The following is a 19148-nucleotide window of genomic DNA, read 5'->3' as shown; positions in this document are numbered from 1 at the left end:
CCTTGCCGAACTCAGCAGTGAAACCGCTTCGCGCCGATGGTAGTGTGGGGTCTCCCCATGCGAGAGTAGGTCATCGTCAGGCACCTATACCGCAGAAAACCCAGCCAACCGGCTGGGTTTTTTGTTTGCGTGGAAGAAAAGCCGCTATTAAAAAGGCGGCTTGCGCCGCCCTTGAAAAGCGATGCTAGTCATTAACCGCAGATCACTTCCAGCGCTTCAATCAAGCTGTCCATCTCGTCATCGGTGCCGATGGTGATGCGCAGGAAGTTGTTGAGTTCCAGGGTATTGAAGTGACGGACCAGGATGCCGCGTTCACGTAAGCCAGCAAATATCTGAGCCCCTTCATAATCAGGGTGCTGGGCAAGCACAAAGTTAGCCTTGGAGGGCAATACCTCAAATCCCAGCGCTTCAAGGCGCTGACGGGTACGCTCACGGGTGGTAATCACATGCTCGCGACAGGCTTCAAAATGCTCGACGTCTTTCAGTGCGGCAATGCCCACCAGGCTTGCCAGGCTATCCACGGGATAAGAGTTAAAGGAGTCCTTTACCCGCAGCAGGCCATCAATCAATTCCTCCGAACCCACTGCATAGCCCAAGCGCAGACCTGCCAGGCTGCGGGATTTGGAGAATGTCCCCGTAACGAGCAGGTTGGGGTAGCGGTCAATCAACGCTACAGCGCTCTCAGCGCCGAAGTCGACATACGCCTCATCCACAAGCACCACACGATCTGTGACGCGTGTGAGCAGCGACTCAATCGCCTCTAGCGAGTGCGCATGGCCGGTCGGTGCATTCGGGTTGGCAAAGATAACGCCGCTTCGGCTAGTTTCCGCCGTAAGCGCATCAATATCGACTTCCCACTGCTTGTTGAGCGGGTGCTTACGCAACCCAACGCCATAAAGATTGGCGTAAACGGGATAGAAGCTGTAGGTAATCGAGGGAACGTCTAGCGGCGCGCCATGGCGGAAAAATGCCTGAAAGGCAAGGGCGAGCACTTCATCGGACCCATTGCCGACAAACACCTGGCTACTGGCTACCTGAAACGTCTCCGCGAGCGCTCCACGCAGCGCTGAAGAGGTGGGGTCCGGGTAGAGGCGTAGGTGGTCGATCGCGTAATCACGCAGTGCTTCGCCGACGCCAGGGGCAGGCGGGTAAGGGTTTTCATTGGTATTGAGCTTTACAAGCTGCTCGCGTGGCTGCTCACCGGGCACGTATGGCGTAAGTTCGCGAACGGCCGGACTCCAGTATTGGCTCATGGGGGTAACCTGATTATCCTTGCAAGATAGCCCATGGTCGCTTGAAGGCTATCTTAGCGCAAGCATTCAGCTCACAGGGGTGGGCGTTGCACCTTGTAGGCGTTATGCTGTCACAAGTGCGCGTAACAAAGAAAATGCCCAACACGATAAGGAGAGACCCAATGCAACTCAGGAGTTTGCTAGCCGGTTCGGCTATGTTGGCACTTCTAGCTGGCTGCGCGAGCGGCCCAATGGAACAGCCGCAAGAAGAGGAAGCGACCGCACAGACAAGCTATCAGGGCTCACTGCCTTGCCGCAACTGCGACGGTATCGATCTGGATGTCACCATGATGGGGGAAGAAACGAGTGCTGCCGAAGAGCGCACCTTCACGCTGAACGCCTCTTATCGCAACCATCCGCAAAATCCGCCGGATGAAAACTATGAAGGTAATTGGGAAGTTCTCAGTGGAACACCATCGAATCCCGATGCCACTGTTTACGAGCTGACGCCGAATGGCGATGGCCAGATCTATTACTTTTTACGCATCGATGAAAGCACCTTGGAGCTGATCGACCCCGAGCGTCGTCGCTTTGAAAACGGTGAAACGCTGCAGCTTACCCGCCAGTAACGGCACATGTTGCACATGTAAAGGCGGCCACTGGCCGCCTTTTGTGTATGTAATGAATGAAATGGAGGCTCACTGCGGTGGCAAAAGCCAAAAGCGCTTTCGTTTGCACCGAATGCGGTGCGGAATACCGAAAATGGCAGGGGCAATGTTCCAGTTGCCAGGAATGGAACACGTTAAGCGAGGTGCGCCTGGCCAGCGCCCGCCCCGGGAGTGGAACTGCTGGTTCTGGGCGGGCAGGCTATGCGGGGGATCACTCTCGACAGATTGTAGACCTTGGCCAGGTTGATCTCAGCGAAGTGCCGCGACTCACGTCGACCTTTGCCGAATTTGACCGCGTGCTGGGCGGTGGGTTGGTGCCAGGCTCTGCGGTGCTATTGGGCGGTAACCCGGGAGCTGGCAAGTCGACGCTATTGCTGCAAACCGCCTGCAAGCTGGCCCAGCAACGGCGCATCGTGTACGTGACAGGTGAGGAGTCGCTTTCCCAGGTGGCCATGCGTGCCCATCGGCTGCAGCTACCCACACAAGGCTTGAAGATGCTGGCGGAAACCAGTGTGGAGACCATTCTGGCGGTAGCCGAACGGGAAAATCCCGAGATTCTGGTGATCGATTCGATTCAAACCATGCACCTTGAGGATATCGCCTCGGCACCGGGCGGGGTTGCCCAGGTACGTGAGTCGGCCGCGGCTCTCACGCGTTTTGCCAAGCAAACGAATACCGTTCTGCTATTGGTGGGGCATGTCACCAAAGATGGCACACTGGCAGGGCCGAAAGTACTTGAGCATATGATTGATGCCTCGCTGTTACTTGAGGGTGGGGCCGACTCCCGTTTTCGTACCCTGCGCGGCCAGAAAAACCGCTTTGGCGCTGTCAACGAACTGGGCGTGTTCGCCATGCTCGAGCAGGGCTTGAAAGAGGTCAAAAATCCCAGTGCGATTTTCTTGTCCCGGCAGGAAGAACAAGCGCCGGGCAGCCTGGTGATGGTGGTCTGGGAAGGCACGCGACCTATATTGGTAGAAGTGCAGGCGCTGGTGGATGAGTCGGCGTTGGGTAATCCACGGCGGGTGGCGGTGGGCGTGGATCAGAACCGCCTCGCCATGTTACTGGCCGTTCTTAACCGCCATGGCGGTTTGTTTACCGGCGACCAGGACGTGTTTTTAAACGTTGTGGGGGGCGTCAAGGTACTCGAAACCAGCGCGGACCTGGCCGTACTTTTGGCGGTCGTTTCCAGCCTGCAGAACCGTGCGCTTCCCCGCGAGTTGGTGGTGTTTGGTGAGGTCGGCCTGTCGGGCGAAATACGCCCGGTGCCGAGCGGTCAGGAGCGGATTACCGAAGCGGCCAAACATGGCTTTCAGCGTGCCATCGTGCCACGTGCCAACGCCCCGAAACAGCCGCCAAAGGGGATGGAAGTCATCGCCGTGGATAAATTGAGCGATGCGCTCGATGCCCTCTAACAAGGTGCGGTTGGGGTACACTTAGATGATATCAATGAGCCAAGGAGAGACACCATGAGTTCCATCCGATTAACGCAATACAGTCATGGTGCTGGCTGTGGCTGCAAAATTGCGCCCGATGTCTTGGATCATATTCTTGCCAAGGCAGGCCCCGCGGCCAAGAATAAACGACTGATCGTCGGTAATCAGGGGCGTGAAGACGCGGCTGTTTATGACCTGGGTGACGGCCGCGGCATGATTGCCACCACGGATTTCTTTATGCCCATCGTCGACGACCCGTTTGATTTTGGGCGTATTGCCGCCACCAATGCGATCAGCGACGTCTACGCCATGGGCGGCACGCCGGTCATGGCGTTGGGGATTCTGGGCTGGCCGCTGGATAAATTAAGTGCCGACGTCGCCGGTGATGTGGTGGCCGGTGCCCAGGCCGTCTGTCGTGAACTCGGCGTTTCTCTGGCGGGAGGCCACTCCATCGACGCGCCCGAGCCGATATTTGGGCTGTCGGTGAATGGCTTGGTAGAGCTCGATAAATTGAAGCTTAATTCCCATGCCAAGCCCGGTGACCTGCTGTTCCTTACCAAGCCGATTGGTATTGGCATGCTCACGACGGCGGAAAAACGTGGCCTGCTAGCCGCGGGCCATCATGGGTTGGCACGCGAAACCATGCTGCAATCGAACCGTATCGGGGTGCCGCTTGCTGAGATAAAAGGCGTGAATGCCATGACGGATGTCACCGGCTTCGGCTTGGCTGGCCATTTGTCCGAGATGTGTCGAGCCAGTGATGTCATGGCGCAGATTGATTTTCGTCGCTTGCCGCGACTGGCTGAAGCGGAGAGCTATCGTCGGCAAGGGGCAGTGCCTGGTGGCACGCAACGCAATCGCGATGCGCTGGGCAGTGCGCTCCCCGATATGGATGAAGCCCACTGGCAATGGCTGTGTGATCCACAAACGTCAGGTGGCTTGCTGCTGGCGGTCGATCCGGCGTGGGAAGACGATGTCGAGCGCATTGGACGTACTTTCGGACTGACGCTGCAACCGTTTGGGAAGCTCAAAAAGCCCCAGGGTGAGTCGCTGATTGAGGTTATCGGGTGATATTGCCAACCGTGTATGCCGATCCTCAGCTTATTCGCCAGGGCCACCCATTGATTGATGTGCGTGCGCCTGTCGAGTTTGCCAAGGGGGCCTTGCCCGGGGCTGTCAACTTGCCACTGATGGACGATGAGGAACGCCGCCGCGTCGGCATTGCGTACAAGGAACAGGGTCAGCAGGCGGCGATTGCGCTGGGCAACGAGCTGGTCAGCGGGGCCGTCAAGGAGGCCCGTATGGCAGCTTGGCGGGATTATTTGACCCCCCACCCCGAAGCCGTGATTTACTGCTTCCGAGGGGGATTGCGCTCGCAAATTGTCCAGCAGTGGCTTGCCGAGTCAGGTGTGGTCAGACCACGTATCGAGGGGGGCTGGAAAGCGCTGCGCCAACGCCTGCTCGCTCATATAGACGGGGCGGCTCAACAGCCACTGCTGGTGGTGGGCGGTTTGACGGGCTGCGCTAAAACGGTGCTGATCAATCGTTTAGCCAATGGCGTTGACCTGGAAGGCTTTGCCAAGCACAAAGGCTCCGCCTTTGGTCGTTCGCCTGAGCCACCGCCTTGCCAGATCGACTTTGAGCACCGGTTGTCAAAGCGTTTGCTTGAACTACCAGGTCCTTTGGTGGTTGAAGACGAGTCTCGGCAAATAGGTGAGGTGAACGTGCCATTAAGCTTTTGGGGGGCCATGGAACGCGCGCCTCGCTTGCGCGTCGAGATGCCGCTGGACTGGCGTCTGGAGCAGCTGCGGCGCGACTATATCCTCGATCTCGAGCACGCCTATCAGCTCCGTTACGGGCCTGAAGAAGGCTGGCAACGGATGTGTCAGCAGCTGAGTAACGCCTTGCTGCGCTTGAAGAAGCGGCTGGGCAGCTCGAGGTTGCAGCGGCTGCAGCGGTTGCAAGAATTGGCCTTTGCGGCGCATGAGCAGGGCAATACACAAGCACACGAAGCCTGGCTGGCCCCGCTGCTCACGGAATATTACGACCCCATGTATCGCTATCATCTGGAACGCCAGCGTGACGCTGGCGTACCTGAATACCACGTGGGGGACTGGGAAAGCTGCCTGGCGGCGGCCCGCCAATGGAGCCGCGATCAAACAGTGACTCGCTAAGCGGTAGCGGTGGCTAGAGCGATGCCGGGCGAAGCCACTGACTCAGCAAGCGGTCAAGCAGTGCCGCCAAGGCATCAAAGCGCTTGGGGCTCTGGCGTATATCCGCCTCGGTCTGCAGGAAATCGCGGCGTTCTGCCTCGAGAGAATGACGCGCCAATAACGGCTCGATGCTTTGTTGGGTGACTTCAAGGTGGCATAGCAGCCCGACCACGCGGCCTGCGTCCCAGCTGAAACCCTGAAGCGGTGCCGCTTCGCTTCCCCCGCAGGGTAAGGCATCGTCGGGCAGACTGAAGACATAGCGATGCCACATGAAGGCATCGAACTGTTCGGGCAGGTCGATGGGACTTTCCGGTGCCAGGTGGATGGTGTGCCAGCCTGTTTCGGGGTAGGTGCCGAGGGCGACCACGCTGCCGAGCGCGTCGGCGATCCATAGCGCTCCCAGGCCAATGCCCAGTAATGGCTTCTGGCCATCCAGATAGCGATTGATCAGCTTGTTTTCGGCCTTGAACCAGGCCGGTGGCTGTTCGATGAAGCGGTCTGGCCCATCCAGTACGATAAGGGCGTCACTATCGCTGACGCTGGGGGTTAATTCCTGGTCATAAAGATGAAAAATGGTAAAGCTGTGCCCCATACTGGTTAGCCAGTCGGTTAATCGGGCGGGTCCATGGTCTGGGCCGTGCTGTAGCAGATGAATATGCATGGTAATCTCCTCGCCGGCCTTGCGGCAATTTGCCGATAGAGGCTGCCGACACGATGGCGACGATAACGTATTGTCCGATGTTCACCAATAACTTGAGTCACTCAATCCAGGAATAGCGTATGGCGTCCACCAATCCCCCGGGATTCTATCAACGGCTACAGCAGTTGCCGCTAGCCGCTCAGCAAGCGTTCATGGCCGCACTCTGCGAGCGACTACTGCCCAACTATGCGCTTTATGAACAGACCACCGGGCATGGCGACGGGCATACGCTGCGGGCGGTGCTCAACCTGGTCTGGGAGCGCCTCAGCGTGCCCGGCGCGAGCATCGATTTTGCCCGCCAGGCAGAAAAACTGGCCGAATGCGAGCCGCCCGAAGGCGACGAAAGCTTTGGCGCACGTCGTGCTCTGGATGCGGTCGTGTCGATATCGGCATTGCTGGATACGCTGCAGGGCGAGTCGCCGGAGGCCGTGCTGGATGTCAGCCGCACTTCCCGTGCCGGGGTACGCGCCTTTATCGAGCTGACCGAAGGCGAAGAAGACGCCAACGCGCTGGCGCTCCTCATCCGTGACCATCCGTTGACGGAAGACGAGAATAACTTTCAGGACGCTGTTTTAGAAGAAGTATCGCAGCCGCTGACCAAGGATACCCTGAAAGGCATTCGCCAGCTTGGTCGTAATGGCGGCGTCAGTAACCTGGGCTTATCGCTGGACGAAGCATAACGGCAGGCTGCTGCCGGAAAGGTCGACGGCTGTGAGCGGTTCACAAACGCATGTCGATACCGCGTTCGGCCATGTAACGCTTCGCTTCAGGAATGGTGTATTCACCGAAGTGGAAGATGCTGGCGGCCAAGACGGCGTCAGCACCGCCTTTCAGTACCCCGTCGACGAGATGGTCCAGATTGCCCACTCCCCCCGAGGCAATCACCGGCACGCTGACCGCTTCTGAGATCGCGTGGGTCACCCCCAGGTCAAAGCCTGACTTGGTGCCGTCGCGGTCCATGCTGGTGAGGAGTAGCTCGCCTGCACCGAGGTCCACCATCTTTTTTGCCCACTCGATGGCATCCAGCCCTGTCGGGCGGCGTCCGCCGTGGGTGAAAATCTCCCAGCGTGGCGGTTCACCCTCGCCGGATACCTTCTTGGCATCAATGGCCACCACAATGCATTGGCTGCCGAAGCGCTCAGCCGCCTCAAAGACGAAATCGGGGTTGGTGACCGCTGCCGTGTTGATGGAGACTTTATCGGCGCCGGCATTCAGCATGGTGCGAATGTCGTCGCAGCTGCGGATACCGCCGCCCACGGTAAGCGGAATAAACACCTCGCCCGCAATACGCTCCACCATATCAACCGTGGTGGCGCGGTCTTCATGGCTCGCGGTGATATCCAGAAAGGTGATCTCATCGGCGCCCTGCTGGTTGTAGCGCTTGGCGATTTCCACCGGGTCACCGGCATCGCGGATACCCACGAAATTGACGCCTTTGACCACCCTGCCTGCATCGACATCCAGGCAGGGAATAATGCGTTTGGCGAGACTCATTTACGGCCTCCCGTCAGTTGATCGCTCAGGCGCTGGGCATCGGCAAGGTCCAGGCTGCCTTCATAAATAGCACGCCCGGTGATGGCGCCCAGGATACCGCTGTCAGCGACCTTGCAAAGGGCGTTGATATCGTCAAGGTTAGTCACTCCGCCCGAGGCGATGACAGGCAGGCCGCCTTCACGGGCAAGCTCCGCGGTCGCCTCGATATTGACGCCTTGCATCATGCCGTCACGGGCGATGTCGGTGTAAACAATGCTCGAAACACCGTCGTCGGCGAAGCGTTTGGCCAGATCGGTGGCCTTGAGCGTGGAGACCTCTGCCCAGCCGTCGGTGGCCACAAAACCTTCCTTGGCATCGAGTCCGACAATGATATGGCCGGGGAAAGCGCGGCACATATCAGTGACGAAATCCGGCTCTTTCACCGCTTTGGTGCCGATGATGACATAGGAAACGCCTGCCTCGAGGTAGTGCTCGATGGTCTCGGCCGAGCGGATGCCGCCGCCAATCTGAATGGGAAGGTCCGGGTAAGCCCGGGCAATGGCTGTCACCGCGTCGCCATTGACCGGCTTGCCTTCGAAAGCACCATTCAAATCCACTAGATGCAGGCGGCGCGCGCCCGCTTCCACCCAACGGGCTGCCATGGCAACGGGGTCATCGCCATAGGAGGTGGCGTCGTCCATTCGGCCTTGCTTCAAACGGACACACTGGCCGTCTTTGAGATCAATCGCGGGAATTACCAACATAACCAAACCTCTCAGGGCGTCCAGGTGACAAAGTTTTCCAGCAGGCGTAGACCCGCGCGGGCACTTTTCTCGGGGTGAAACTGCACGGCAAAGGTGCTGTCGCGGCCGATGGCGACATGGGCATTCACACTGCCATAGTCCGTTGTACCGAATACGTGAGCGTCATCCGCCGCTTCCACATAGTAGCTATGCACAAAGTAGAAATGTTCATGCTGCTCGATGCCTTCCCATAGCGGGTGCGGCTGACGCTGGTGTAACAAGTTCCAGCCCATATGCGGTACTTTCAAGCGCTGGTCGTGCTGGTCGCGCATGGTGGCGGGAAAACGCTTCACGTTGCCAGGGAAAAAGCCCAGACAGTCAACGCCGCCGTTTTCATCACTGCGTTCCAACAGCATCTGCTGCCCCACGCAGATACCCAGAAGCGGCTTGGCCTGGCGGGTGAGGATGTCGTCGACCAATCCGCGCAGTTCAGTCCGTTCCAGTTCGCCCACGCAATCGCGGATTGCCCCCTGGCCGGGCAACACCAGCCGGGTGGCCCCTAAAATACGTCGCGGGTCACGGGTAATGACCACGTTTTCATGGGTAACATGCTCGAGTGCCTTGGCGACCGAGTGCAGATTACCCATGCCATAGTCGATGACAGCGATGGTCATTAAGCGCTCCTTATAAGCTTCCCTTGGTCGAGGGCATTTGCCCCGCCATGCGCGGATCTTCGCTAACCGCCATGCGCAGTGCCCGGCCGAAGGCTTTGAAAATGGTCTCGACCTGATGGTGAGCGTTCAGGCCCTTCAGGTTGTCGATGTGCAACGTAACACGCGCATGATTGACGAAGCCTTGGAAAAACTCGGCCACCAGTTGGGTTTCGAAGCGACCGATGGTGTCGCGTGTAAAGTCGGCATTCATATATAGGCCGGGGCGGCCCGAGAAATCCACCACGACACGGGATAGTGCTTCATCCAGCGGGACATAGGCATGACCGTAGCGATAAATGCCGCGCTTGTCGCCCACGGCATCGGCAAATGCCTGGCCAAGCGTGATGCCCAAGTCCTCGACGGTGTGATGGTCATCGATGTGCAGGTCGCCCTTGGCATTGATGTCGAGGTCTATCATGCCATGCCGGGCTATCTGGTCGAGCATGTGATCGAGAAACGGTACGCCGGACTGGCCAGCCAGACGACCTTCACCGTCAAGGTTGACGCTGACGCTGATCTGCGTTTCGTTGGTGTCACGGCTTACCGTGGCGATTCGCGCTGACATCATGCAACTCCTGCGCTATTGCGCACTCTAGAAGAAAGCCGATGGCCCAAGTGAACATACCACCGAGCGAGAAGGATAAAGCCTTCTGCAAAGCGGCCATTATAGTGAATCGGTGCCCCCATCCGCTACAATGCTTAAAAGGTAACCGCCTTCCATTGTGAAGAAAAAGCAGCCTTGCTGCGTTGGTGAAGAGGAATGTTCCATGCCGGTGACACTGCACTACGTCGACCAGGCCCGATGGCAAGCCGATGAGCAAGTGCGCCTTGACTTGGTGCGCATCTATTATGATGCGCCAAAGGATCGAATGCCCACCCAAACCGTCGAGCCTTTTATCGAGCAGCATTTGCAGCAACACTTTTTCGGCTGCGCCCATTTCAATGACCGCTTGTTGGGGGCCGTCGCAATCAAACAGGCGGAAGACGGCGCCTGGTGGCTATCGGACTTGTGTGTTCGCAAGACAACCCGGCGCCGGGGCGTGGGGTCCCGTTTGATGGCGTTGCTCGGTGAAAAAGCCAAGCAGGATGGGCGTGTCTTGCGCATCGCCACGTCGTCGCTACCGTTGGCAGACCGCGTCTTGTTGTCAAAGCTGGGGTACCGGCCCGTCGCAAACGCTGAAAAGCCGTCTTTAGAGACCCCGGTGACCAGTGATTTTGTTGAATTAGACCCTCGTTGAATTCAACCCACAAGGAAAGGGTAATGAGACAATTATTACGTATTGTACTCGCTGCAATCGGTATTTTGGCGATTGTGGCCGTTGCGGCTGTCGTGTACGTCACGACATTTTTAGATCCAGAGGATTTTAAGCCTCGCCTCACTGCCGTGGTCGAAGAACAAACAGGGCTGAACCTGGACCTGGATGGACCGATTAACTGGTCGTTTTATCCGCGTATTGGCGTCAGCGTAGAGACAGCTAATGCAAGGCTTCCCAGTCAGGATGAGGAAGACACGGCATTTGCGGCGGTCGACCGTGCCGAGGTCAGCGTCGCGTTTGCGCCCTTGTTACGCGGTGAAATTGCCGTTGATGGCCTGACCCTGAACGGCGTGCGTTTAAACCTGCAGCGTAATGCCGACGGCGAGGGCAACTGGGAGCCGCTCCTGGACAGGCTTGTAGAGCAAAGTGAAGAAGCCGAAACCGTGCTGGCACCCGCGAGTGCGGGGCCCAACGTGGATGCTGGCAGCCTGGAAGTCGTGCTGAGTATTGCCAATGTCAATATTAGCGATGCCAATATTCGTTTCCGGGATGAGCAGTCCCAGGCGCTGTGGCATGTACAGGACCTGAATGTCTCCGGCAGTAACGTCAATCCCGTTCGTGCCTTTCCGCTTAAAGCCATGTTCACCTTGACCAAGCACAATAACCTGGACGCTGAGGCATTGGAGAGAGCGCCCAATATATCAAGCGATATCGGCCTGGAAACCCGCATGCAGCTTGGCTTGTCCGAGCAGAGGTTCGTGCTGGAAAACACCCAGCTTAGTACGCGTACACGGTTTGAGGCGGAAGGCGAACCGCAACAGCTGGACCTATCAGCGGCCGAAGCCACTGTCCGGCTCGCTGAACAGCAACTGAGCATTCGCGATGGAAAGCTGGAAACCACACTTCGCCATCCGGAAAACTGGGAAGGTGGGCTGGCGCTGGCGCTTGCGTTTGGTCTGGAAGGCGACTGGCAGGCGCAAACCGCCCGGTTAAAAGAACTACAGCTGACCGGACCTGATAACCTGCGCGTTAGCGGTCACCTTAATGTGGCGAAATTTCGCGATGCGCCGGAATACCAGGGGCAGTTAACCGTCGCGCCCTTAACCTTGCGCCCGTGGTTGGCTCGGGCGGGGGTGGCGCTTGAGACGGCCAGTGAAGCGGCACTCAGCGATGTTGCCATGACCAGCCCCATTGAAGGGGATTTGCAGAAAATATCGTTTCCCAGCCTCTCGCTGGTAGTGGATGACAGTACTTTTACTGGCAATATCGCGTCGCGACTGGACGGGTCGCGTGTCGAGTTCGATCTGCAAGGTGACGCGCTCAACCTGGACCTTTATCTGCCGCGCCAAGAAGCCGAACAGCAAGCGAGCCTGGGGGTTATCAAGGCCGCTGTTGCCGACGGCTCGGCTGAGCTTCTGCCTCAGGCATGGCTCGCGTCGTCAAGCGTGAATGGCAACCTAAGTATCGAGTCGCTGGAGCTTGCGGGCATGGCGTTCAGCGATACGCATCTCCAGTTGCAGGGCGATCAAGGCCTGCATCGGCTAAGCAATTTTGAAGCAGACTTTTACGAAGGCGAGTTGACCGCTAACGGGCGCATAGACGCCAGAGCGGAGGAACTGCAGTGGGCGCTCTCGCCCACGATACAGAATGTTCAGGTAGCGCCGCTTATCGAAACGCTCAGCGAGGGTGAAGAGGCCTCTCCGCTGAGGGGGCGACTTAATATGAGTGGTGATCTCACCTCGCGCGGTAATCAACGCGAGGCATTGCTGCGCCACCTGAATGGCGACCTGGAGGCCCGGTTAACGGAGGGCGCCATTCTTGACATCAATGTCTCTCAAGAGATGTGCGAGCTTGCGGCCCAGTTGGAGGGCGAAGAAGTCCAGCGTGACTGGTCAAGCGATACCGCCTTCGAAGAGTTTGCCGCCACGCTGCAGATTCGAGACGGCGTGGTGCAAAGCGACGATTTGCTGATTACCGTGCCGGGGATCGACGTAAAGGGCCAGGGCGAATACGACCTCACCAGCCAACGGTTTGATACCCAGGCCAATGCCAGGCTCGTGGATACCGCCGATGCCGCGTGCGATGTCAATCCTCGTCTTGAAGCGTTACCGTTGCCATTGCGTTGCGAGGGCCATATCAGCGATGCCCGGGGCGAGTGGTGCCGTTTTGATCGTGATGCCTTTCAGGGCGCTGTAGTCGAGCTCATTCAGAAAGAAGCCGGCGGGCAGGTAAGCAAAGCCCTTGAGGAGCGCCTGGGCGAATCCCTTGATTCACTTGACGAGCGTCTCGGTGAGGGCAGTGGTAATGCATTGCGTGAGGGGTTGCAGCGTTTATTTGATTAGTTGCCACCAGCCCGAACAGCGCCGGTGTTGAATCGGCGCTGTTTTTTTATATTAGCGCAATGCTTGATTAAGGAGTTTGCATGACGGACATGCCCGCGCCGCGGCTGGCCGCTGAGGTGTTTCAACAGCGCTTGCTGGACTGGTTTGATCGCTACGGTCGCCATGATCTGCCCTGGCAGTCGCCGAGAAGTGCCTATCGTGTCTGGGTCTCGGAAATCATGCTGCAACAGACCCAGGTAGCCACGGTCATTGCCTATTTCGAGCGCTTTATGGCGCGTTTTCCGACGTTGGAGGCGCTGGCCAAGGCCCCGCAGGACGAAGTGCTTCACTTATGGACCGGGCTTGGTTATTACGCCCGAGCGCGTAACCTGCATAAAGCCGCGCAAGTGGCGCTTGAGGATCACAATGGGGAGCTACCCACCGACAGCGTCGAGACGCTCATGGCGTTACCCGGCATCGGCCGCTCGACGGCGGGAGCGATTATCGCCCAGAGCACCGGGCGGCATGCTGCTATTCTGGATGGCAACGTCAAACGTTCGCTGACACGCTTGCATGCGGTAGCGGGCTGGCCGGGTAAGCCTGCCATAGAGCGCAAGTTGTGGGCACTTGCTGACTACTACACGCCCGACTCGCGCGTGGCGGATTACACCCAGGCCATGATGGATTTTGGCGCCACGCTATGTAAACGCAGCGCACCGCTTTGCGGGCATTGTCCTTTCAATGATGTGTGCCTGGCCTACGCGCGAGGCGAGACAAAGCGCTATCCCGAATCCAAGCCCAAGAAACCCTTGCCCACTCGGGAAACCATCATGTTGATGTTGTACGACCCTGACGGGCGGGTGTGGCTTGAACAACGCCCAGCAAGTGGGCTTTGGGGTGGGCTTTGGAGCCTGCCGCAGTTTGACAGCCAAAGCCAACTGGCCTCATGGTTGGATGACCATGTGCTGGCGCCTGAGCGTTTGCCGCCGTTGGCCCGTTTTCAGCACACCTTCAGCCATTTTCGCCTGGCGATTACCCCGCAGCCAGTCAGTTGCGATAGGCTGAAGGGCGTGCGCGAAGGAGGCGTCTGGTACGATCCCAGCCAACCCGCTGAGCTCGGCCTGGCCGCCCCCGTAAAGTCGCTGATCAATCAACTTACCCCTTTCACACTGACGTCGACGCCAGGACATGCGTGACCCTGAGTAACCGCCAGACCTAGGAGCTATCCCCATGCAGCAGACCGTATTTTGCCGCAAGTATCAACAAGAGCTGGAAGCCCTGCCGTTTCCCCCCCTGCCGGGCAAACAGGGCCAGGAAATCCAGGCAACCGTTTCCAAGCAGGCCTGGGAAGACTGGCAGGCTTTGCAAACGCGCTTGATCAATGAAAAGCACCTCAACATGCTAGACCCCGACGCACGCACCTACCTGATGGAGCAGATGCAGCGCTTTTTCGACAATCAGGAAACCGACCAGGCCGAAGGTTACGTGCCACCGTCGCAAGCCACGTAACTTGCCGACAAAACGGAAAGTTTTACAAAGGAGTTGACGGAAAGCCGAGATTCTTGTTTAATACGCACCGTTGGCAGCGGCCAGATAGCTCAGTCGGTAGAGCAGGGGATTGAAAATCCCCGTGTCGGCGGTTCGATTCCGTCTCTGGCCACCACACTGCTGGGGTATAGCCAAGTGGTAAGGCACCGGTTTTTGGTATCGGCATTCCCAGGTTCGAATCCTGGTACCCCAGCCATTGCTGACATTACGTGTAGCCGACATAGCTCAGTTGGTAGAGCAACTGACTTGTAATCAGTAGGTCCCGGGTTCGACTCCTGGTGTCGGCACCACTGAAAGTGGTTTTAAAAAGCACGTTAAAGAATCTTAAAAAGCCGCCTCCTCTAGGGCGGCTTTTTTGTGTGTCTACAAAATGTCCACTGCTGTAGGACATTGCCAACGGGGTGGCTTGGCGGCTTATTTCATCCGCCCGTTGGTGTGATCAATACCCCGTCATCTCCAGATAGCCAACCCCGATCTTTTCCTGCGTTTCTGCCTGGCGAACCACGACATCGCCTTCCCAGTAGGGTACCGAAGTGGGCATCCAGCGATTTGGGTGGCGTGCTTCGACGGTAAGCTGCAGGTCGGTGTCGGGCAGCGTCAGCGACCAGCGTGTGGGGATATCTCGGTTGGCGACGGTCTGCGTTGCCAACGGCGTCAGCGTGACGCGGTCGGCGCCGATGAGCTGGGTCTGCCCATCCGCCGAGATTAAATGAGCAAAGACATAGTCGCCCCCGGCTTCGCCGCCGCCTCTTAACCGGTAGGCCATCAGCTTGCGCCCATCGTCCAGATGCAGCGAAAACCAGTCCCAGCCGGTCTGTTCCGGGGTGAGCAGTTGGCTGCTCCATTCGCGGTCCAGCCAGCCTTGGCCGCTGACCTCGCGGGTTTCACCGTTCAGCGTGACACGGCCGGTGATGCTTAGGAACGGCTGGCTGTAGTAGCGCGATCCCTGACCCTCGACGGTTTTCGCATTAAACCCATTCTCTCCGTGCCAGATCAATGGGCCTTGAGCGCTGAGGTTAAGCGTGTAACCAGAACGCTCAGCACCCTCACCGCTGTAGGCCTGTAGGGTAAAATCCTCAAAGTTGGCGTCTGGCGGGCTTTCGAGTGACCAGTCATCAATCCAGGCCTGAAACGGCGCCGCTTCGACGCCCGCTTGCCCATTGGCGTGTTCACTGTGGCTACGCGCAAAGCGTTCGGCGGCCACATGTGTTTCTCCCCGAGAAATCCCCAGGTGCGCCATCCACACCTGGTCCACTGCCCATGGCGACGGCGCAGGGCGCTCGTCAGGGGGTGTCAGCGCCTGGCGAAACAGCGTCCATTGAAGACCGAGCGGCTGGCCCTGGTCGTCTTCAAGGTTGGCGGTCAGGTACCACCACTCGATGCGGTAGTCGGGGTGCGCCCCGTGATCCCGGGGGAAACTCAATGGCGTGGATGCATCCGCCTGAGCAAATTCCTCCGCGTTTGCCCCCAGCCCGGCAAACCCTTGGGGGGCCGAATCGGAAGGGGATTTCTGGCAGCCGATGAGGATTGCACATGCCATCGCCACGAGCGCAGTCGATAACCGGGAATAATTCATGTGGCCCCCTGGTTGAGCATCGCCTGGGGAGAGGTCCGCCACAGCTGAAGCGATGGCAGGGCGGCGGCAGTCACCGCCACGCCCAGCGCGGTGGCCAGGGTGATGAGTATATCCCAGGGGAAAAGGTAGAGCGGTAGCCGCCAGCCAAACGCAGCAACGTTGATGATGGCCACGAGCGTCCAGGTAATGGCAATGCCCAGCGGGATCGCGACTACTCCGGTTAACAATGCCAGCCCGCCGAGTTGAAAGAGCGGCATTAGGGTCAGCGTTTTACGCGGCACGCCAAGTGCCCATAGCGACGCCAGCTGGCGCTGTCGATCTCGCGCCTGGGCCAGTAGTGTCGCCAGCAGCGCTAATGCCGCGACGCCCAGTGTAAGGCCGTTCAAAGCACGGGTGATGGTAAAGGTGCGCTCGAAAATTTGCGTCGCCAGCCGTTTGATTTCCTGTTGATCGACCATCGCCTCCGGGGATACATCAAAACTATTCGCCAGTGCCTCACGTAAGGCCTGATGGTCAGCGCTGTCGTTTACTACCAGGCCTATTGAGGCAACCTCGCCGCCGAAGCGCTGAATAAGCACTTCTGTGGGTACCAGGATCTGCTGACGTGGGTTGCCGTAGTCAGGGTAAACCGCAGCAATCTCAAATGGTCTCGTCCCTTGGGGGGTATCCAGCGTTACTTCGTCACCTGGTGCAAGCTGCTGTGCCACGGCCATCTGCTCGTTGATAAACACGCTGTTCGCCGATAGCGACGCCCAGGCAGCGGACCTTCCTGAGATGGTATCAAGCAGCGGCCAGCGGTCGGTGATGGTGGCTGCCGGGGTGATGCCGAACAGCGCAATGCGCTCGCGGGCCCCCTGTTCCTGCGTATCGTCCACTGCCAGCAGGTCGACGCTGCCACGGGCGGTAGGCAGTGTTTCGGCAACGTCAGGCCGCGCATCGAGCCAATCCAGCATGGGGGCCAAGGTCGACGGCGAGGCATTGATATATAACGGGGCGGCCAGCCGCTGGTCCAGCCAGTCCAGGAAGGTAAGGCGAAAGCCACCGACCATGCTGCTGACGCCCAGGTTGGTGGCCAGCGCAATTAGCAGCGCCATCATGGCCAGGGAAAGGCGCGGCAGCTGTAGCTGAATATCGGCGACCGCCCAGTGGGCAAGCGGGTGACGGCGGAGCCACCGCTGCAGCAGGTGGAGCACCCCATTTATCAGCGGCGGCAGGCATAGCGCGCTGCTCAACAGTAGCGCGGCAACAAACCCAAAGCTGACCAGGACACCCTGGCCGGGCGGTAGTAGGCCAAGCCACAGTGCTAATCCCAGAGCGAGAAAGGCCACCCCGGCGGCACCAAGCGTCATGCGCTTTAGCTGGCGCTGGTAGGCTAGCCGCCATGCCTGGGACTGGCCCAGGGCCAGCACGTTGAGGCGAGCGGCCCGCCAGAGGACACCGCTACCCGCCAGCAGCAGGCCGCCGAAGGTAATCGCCAGACTGCCTACCCAGTAGTGCCATGGCAGTACCAGGCTTCGATTGACGTCGGCCTGATAAAGCGACGACAGCGTCGTGGCCACGTCAGGGAGTAGCTGGCCCGCCAGCCAGATGCCGCTGGCCAGCCCAAGCGCGGCGCCCAGCACGCCGAGTATCAGCAACTCGAGCAGCATGGCCATAACGAGTGTGGCGGCGGGGACGCCCAGGGCGCGCAGCGTTCTTAGCGTTGTCAGGCGCTGTTCCATGGCAAGCCCCAGTGCGGCCTGGACGATAAACAGGCCGACCACTAACGACAGCAGCGCCAGGGCGGTGAGGTTGAGGAGGAAGCTCTCGGTAAGCTGCTCAGGCGATGCCAGCGTCGCGGCCCGGGTAAGCCGGTAGCCTTCGGGCGCTGTTGATAGCGCACCCGGGGCGGTGACCAACTGGCTCAAGGTGTTATCGCGATCCAGCAACCGGGCGGCTGCGGCGATGTCCATCACCAGGGTATTCGGTGGGAGGTCGGCGCGCAGTGCCAGCGGGGGTAGGCGCTGGCTACTATTTCTTCCGGCACTATCTCCAGTGCTATTTCCAGGACTATCTCCAGCGTCATCTACAGAACTCTTTCCAGTACTGTCTCCCGTATTATCGACAGCAGGTGTCATGCCTGGCGCCTGCTGACGCGAAAGCCCCAGCAAGTCGAGCGTGTCGGGTGCGAGCCGGGTTTGCCAGGGCGGCGTGATAAAGGCTGTCAACGCGGTACCGTTGGTGCCCAGCGTGTTGCTGCTTGGCAAGGTGAGCGGGTCAATGCCGACGATGGTCAGGCGTTCCCCATCGATTTCCAGGGTGCCTTCCAGCATCGGCGAGACGGGCAGGCCGGCTCGCCGGAGGCTCAGGTAGTCCTCGCGGGTGAGCGGCTGGCCATCGCGCCGCGCCAGCTCGTCAACGTTGGCACTGAACAGCGCATTGGCACGGGCGTAGCTGTCCTTGGCGGTCGCGTTGACGGCTTGCACGCTGCTCCACAGGGCGCTTGCCACCCAAAGTCCAAGCAGCAGCATGGCAAGTTGGCCGGGATGGCGGCGATAGTGGCTCAGCAGGGTGAGCAGTACGCGAAGCATCATGGGGCATTATCCTTCAAGCGGCCCATATGCAGGCGCACCAGGCGACTCAGCGGTGCCGCCACGCGGGCGCTGTGGGTCACCATCAACAAGGCACAACGCGTCTCTTTTACCAGGTCGAGCAATAACATGAGGACGGTATCAGCGCTGTGCTCGTCAAGGTTGCCGGTGGGCTCATCCGCGAGCAACAGCCGGGGGCGAGCGGCCAGCGCGCGACCAATCGCCAGGCGCTGTTGTTGCCCACCCGACAGCTGCTCGGGGTAGTAGGCCTCGCGACCGGAAAGCCCTAGACGCGCCATCAGGTGGGCGGTCCATTCGGCGTCCTCGCGGCCCGCCAGTCGGGCCTGAAGTCGCAGGTTATCGATGACGTTCAGGCTGGGCACCAGATGGAACTGCTGAAAGACAAGTCCGAGATGCTCACGGCGAAGTCTGGCGCGTGCGGGTTCGTCCAGGGTAGAAAGCTCGTGACCGTCAATACTGATAAGGCCCTGATCGGGCAGATCAAGGCCTGCTGCCAGATGCAGAAGCGTCGATTTGCCACTGCCCGACTCGCCCATCAAGGCCAGGCTCTCGCCCTGGTCAAGCGCCAGGTCGATACCGTTGAGTACCGGGAGCTCTCCCTGCGGCGTGCTGAATGTTTTGTGAAGTTGCTGCAGGATCAGCATGAGACCTCCGGTGCTCAATAAAGTGTTTGATCATAAA

General features: G+C 59.1%; 18 protein-coding genes and 3 tRNA genes. 12 read left to right on the top strand and 9 right to left on the bottom strand.

The genetic code is table 11. The features are described from left to right. Positions 1-191 precede the first annotated feature (191 nt). Positions 192-1253 (bottom strand): histidinol-phosphate transaminase, encoded by a 1062-nt coding sequence (gene hisC / locus NH395_RS17190; RefSeq protein ID WP_253026584.1) that lies wholly within the window; start codon positions 1251-1253, stop codon positions 192-194. Positions 1254-1414: 161 nt separating this feature from the next. Here hisC and NH395_RS17185 point away from each other — a divergent pair, with 161 nt between their 5' ends. The 4 genes from NH395_RS17185 to mnmH all read left to right on the top strand — a co-directional run bounded on the left by NH395_RS17185 (position 1415) and on the right by mnmH (position 5507). Next, positions 1415-1861: a copper resistance protein NlpE N-terminal domain-containing protein gene (locus NH395_RS17185; RefSeq protein WP_066319824.1), complete on the top strand. Its 447-nt coding sequence runs from the start codon at positions 1415-1417 to the stop codon at positions 1859-1861. Between the two features lie 77 nt (positions 1862-1938). Next, positions 1939-3312: a DNA repair protein RadA gene (radA, locus tag NH395_RS17180; RefSeq protein WP_253026582.1), complete on the top strand. Its 1374-nt coding sequence runs from the start codon at positions 1939-1941 to the stop codon at positions 3310-3312. Positions 3313-3366: 54 nt separating this feature from the next. Beyond that, the gene (selD, locus tag NH395_RS17175) at positions 3367-4404 is read left to right on the top strand and encodes a selenide, water dikinase SelD (RefSeq protein ID WP_092827781.1); all 1038 of its coding nucleotides are present in this window, start codon (positions 3367-3369) and stop codon (positions 4402-4404) included. Next, a complete protein-coding gene (gene mnmH / locus NH395_RS17170; RefSeq protein ID WP_253026580.1) occupies positions 4401-5507 on the top strand; it encodes a tRNA 2-selenouridine(34) synthase MnmH in 1107 nt (368 codons plus the stop codon). Before selD ends, mnmH begins: the two co-directional genes overlap by 4 nt. A gap of 13 nt (positions 5508-5520) precedes the next feature. Here the strand turns inward: mnmH and NH395_RS17165 are convergent, their stop codons facing one another. Further along, on the bottom strand, positions 5521-6207 hold the full coding sequence (locus NH395_RS17165; protein ID WP_092827777.1) for a type 1 glutamine amidotransferase: 687 nt from the start codon (positions 6205-6207) through the stop codon (positions 5521-5523). A 119-nt stretch (positions 6208-6326) separates the two neighbouring features. Between NH395_RS17165 and NH395_RS17160 the strand changes: the two genes are divergently transcribed. Further along, the gene (locus tag NH395_RS17160; protein WP_253026578.1) at positions 6327-6926 is read left to right on the top strand and encodes a YjaG family protein; all 600 of its coding nucleotides are present in this window, start codon (positions 6327-6329) and stop codon (positions 6924-6926) included. 40 nt (positions 6927-6966) lie between these two features. On the opposite strand, the gene hisF is transcribed toward NH395_RS17160, so the two are convergent. Genes hisF through hisB form a run of 4 tightly spaced genes read right to left on the bottom strand, consistent with a single transcriptional unit; the run spans position 6967 to position 9740 of the window. After that, positions 6967-7740 (bottom strand): imidazole glycerol phosphate synthase subunit HisF, encoded by a 774-nt coding sequence (gene hisF / locus NH395_RS17155; RefSeq protein WP_066319838.1) that lies wholly within the window; start codon positions 7738-7740, stop codon positions 6967-6969. After that, complete coding sequence (gene hisA / locus NH395_RS17150) at positions 7737-8483, bottom strand: 1-(5-phosphoribosyl)-5-[(5-phosphoribosylamino)methylideneamino]imidazole-4-carboxamide isomerase (protein ID WP_186254637.1); 747 nt, start codon at positions 8481-8483, stop codon at positions 7737-7739. Before hisA ends, hisF begins: the two co-directional genes overlap by 4 nt. A gap of 11 nt (positions 8484-8494) precedes the next feature. Beyond that, a complete protein-coding gene (gene hisH, locus NH395_RS17145; RefSeq protein WP_066319841.1) occupies positions 8495-9136 on the bottom strand; it encodes an imidazole glycerol phosphate synthase subunit HisH in 642 nt (213 codons plus the stop codon). A gap of 10 nt (positions 9137-9146) precedes the next feature. Further along, positions 9147-9740, bottom strand: a complete 594-nt coding sequence (hisB, locus tag NH395_RS17140; protein ID WP_253026586.1) for an imidazoleglycerol-phosphate dehydratase HisB — start codon at positions 9738-9740, stop codon at positions 9147-9149. A 202-nt stretch (positions 9741-9942) separates the two neighbouring features. On the opposite strand from hisB, the gene NH395_RS17135 reads away from it, so the two are divergent. The 7 genes from NH395_RS17135 to NH395_RS17105 all read left to right on the top strand — a co-directional run bounded on the left by NH395_RS17135 (position 9943) and on the right by NH395_RS17105 (position 14590). Continuing rightward, positions 9943-10413: an acetyl-CoA sensor PanZ family protein gene (locus NH395_RS17135; protein ID WP_253026576.1), complete on the top strand. Its 471-nt coding sequence runs from the start codon at positions 9943-9945 to the stop codon at positions 10411-10413. A 23-nt stretch (positions 10414-10436) separates the two neighbouring features. Then, the gene (locus tag NH395_RS17130) at positions 10437-12773 is read left to right on the top strand and encodes an AsmA family protein (protein WP_253026574.1); all 2337 of its coding nucleotides are present in this window, start codon (positions 10437-10439) and stop codon (positions 12771-12773) included. Positions 12774-12853: 80 nt separating this feature from the next. After that, positions 12854-13948, top strand: a complete 1095-nt coding sequence (mutY, locus tag NH395_RS17125) for an A/G-specific adenine glycosylase (RefSeq protein WP_253026573.1) — start codon at positions 12854-12856, stop codon at positions 13946-13948. A gap of 34 nt (positions 13949-13982) precedes the next feature. Then, entirely contained in the window at positions 13983-14261 is a 279-nt protein-coding gene (locus tag NH395_RS17120) for an oxidative damage protection protein (protein ID WP_253026571.1), read from the top strand. Positions 14262-14339: 78 nt separating this feature from the next. After that, positions 14340-14415: transfer RNA gene (locus tag NH395_RS17115), tRNA-Phe, on the top strand. A 6-nt stretch (positions 14416-14421) separates the two neighbouring features. Beyond that, positions 14422-14496 (top strand) — tRNA-Gln (locus tag NH395_RS17110). Between the two features lie 18 nt (positions 14497-14514). Next, positions 14515-14590: transfer RNA gene (locus tag NH395_RS17105), tRNA-Thr, on the top strand. A gap of 149 nt (positions 14591-14739) precedes the next feature. Here the strand turns inward: NH395_RS17105 and NH395_RS17100 are convergent. Genes NH395_RS17100 through NH395_RS17090 form a run of 3 tightly spaced genes read right to left on the bottom strand, consistent with a single transcriptional unit; the run spans position 14740 to position 19111 of the window. Then, positions 14740-15876, bottom strand: coding sequence for a lipocalin-like domain-containing protein (locus NH395_RS17100; RefSeq protein WP_253026569.1), 1137 nt, complete (start codon positions 15874-15876; stop codon positions 14740-14742). Beyond that, entirely contained in the window at positions 15873-18449 is a 2577-nt protein-coding gene (locus NH395_RS17095; RefSeq protein WP_253026567.1) for an ABC transporter permease, read from the bottom strand. The genes NH395_RS17100 and NH395_RS17095 overlap by 4 nt, the downstream gene beginning before the upstream one ends. Further along, entirely contained in the window at positions 18446-19111 is a 666-nt protein-coding gene (locus tag NH395_RS17090; RefSeq protein WP_253026565.1) for an ABC transporter ATP-binding protein, read from the bottom strand. The genes NH395_RS17095 and NH395_RS17090 overlap by 4 nt, the downstream gene beginning before the upstream one ends. Between the last annotated feature and the right edge of the window lie 37 nt (positions 19112-19148).

It is taken from the genome of Halomonas sp. Mc5H-6 (assembly GCF_024124705.1).
Classification (GTDB): domain Bacteria; phylum Pseudomonadota; class Gammaproteobacteria; order Pseudomonadales; family Halomonadaceae; genus Vreelandella; species Vreelandella subterranea.
Note: the sequence above shows the minus strand (reverse complement) of the source record. Positions and strands in the feature narration are given on the sequence as shown.

What these genes read in the sequence shown, in the direction of transcription:
- hisF (WP_066319838.1), bottom strand. Translation starts at nt 7,740, where the DNA reads ATGAGTCTCGCCAAACGCATTATTCCCTGCCTGGATGTCGATGCAGGC.
- hisC (WP_253026584.1), bottom strand. Translation starts at nt 1,253, where the DNA reads ATGAGCCAATACTGGAGTCCGGCCGTTCGCGAACTTACGCCATACGTG.
- NH395_RS17095 (WP_253026567.1), bottom strand. Translation starts at nt 18,449, where the DNA reads ATGATGCTTCGCGTACTGCTCACCCTGCTGAGCCACTATCGCCGCCAT.
- hisB (WP_253026586.1), bottom strand. Translation starts at nt 9,740, where the DNA reads ATGTCAGCGCGAATCGCCACGGTAAGCCGTGACACCAACGAAACGCAG.
- NH395_RS17090 (WP_253026565.1), bottom strand. Translation starts at nt 19,111, where the DNA reads ATGCTGATCCTGCAGCAACTTCACAAAACATTCAGCACGCCGCAGGGA.
- NH395_RS17120 (WP_253026571.1), top strand. Translation starts at nt 13,983, where the DNA reads ATGCAGCAGACCGTATTTTGCCGCAAGTATCAACAAGAGCTGGAAGCC.
- NH395_RS17165 (WP_092827777.1), bottom strand. Translation starts at nt 6,207, where the DNA reads ATGCATATTCATCTGCTACAGCACGGCCCAGACCATGGACCCGCCCGA.
- NH395_RS17185 (WP_066319824.1), top strand. Translation starts at nt 1,415, where the DNA reads ATGCAACTCAGGAGTTTGCTAGCCGGTTCGGCTATGTTGGCACTTCTA.
- hisA (WP_186254637.1), bottom strand. Translation starts at nt 8,483, where the DNA reads ATGTTGGTAATTCCCGCGATTGATCTCAAAGACGGCCAGTGTGTCCGT.
- NH395_RS17130 (WP_253026574.1), top strand. Translation starts at nt 10,437, where the DNA reads ATGAGACAATTATTACGTATTGTACTCGCTGCAATCGGTATTTTGGCG.
- NH395_RS17100 (WP_253026569.1), bottom strand. Translation starts at nt 15,876, where the DNA reads ATGAATTATTCCCGGTTATCGACTGCGCTCGTGGCGATGGCATGTGCA.
- NH395_RS17135 (WP_253026576.1), top strand. Translation starts at nt 9,943, where the DNA reads ATGCCGGTGACACTGCACTACGTCGACCAGGCCCGATGGCAAGCCGAT.
- mutY (WP_253026573.1), top strand. Translation starts at nt 12,854, where the DNA reads ATGACGGACATGCCCGCGCCGCGGCTGGCCGCTGAGGTGTTTCAACAG.
- hisH (WP_066319841.1), bottom strand. Translation starts at nt 9,136, where the DNA reads ATGACCATCGCTGTCATCGACTATGGCATGGGTAATCTGCACTCGGTC.
- selD (WP_092827781.1), top strand. Translation starts at nt 3,367, where the DNA reads ATGAGTTCCATCCGATTAACGCAATACAGTCATGGTGCTGGCTGTGGC.
- NH395_RS17160 (WP_253026578.1), top strand. Translation starts at nt 6,327, where the DNA reads ATGGCGTCCACCAATCCCCCGGGATTCTATCAACGGCTACAGCAGTTG.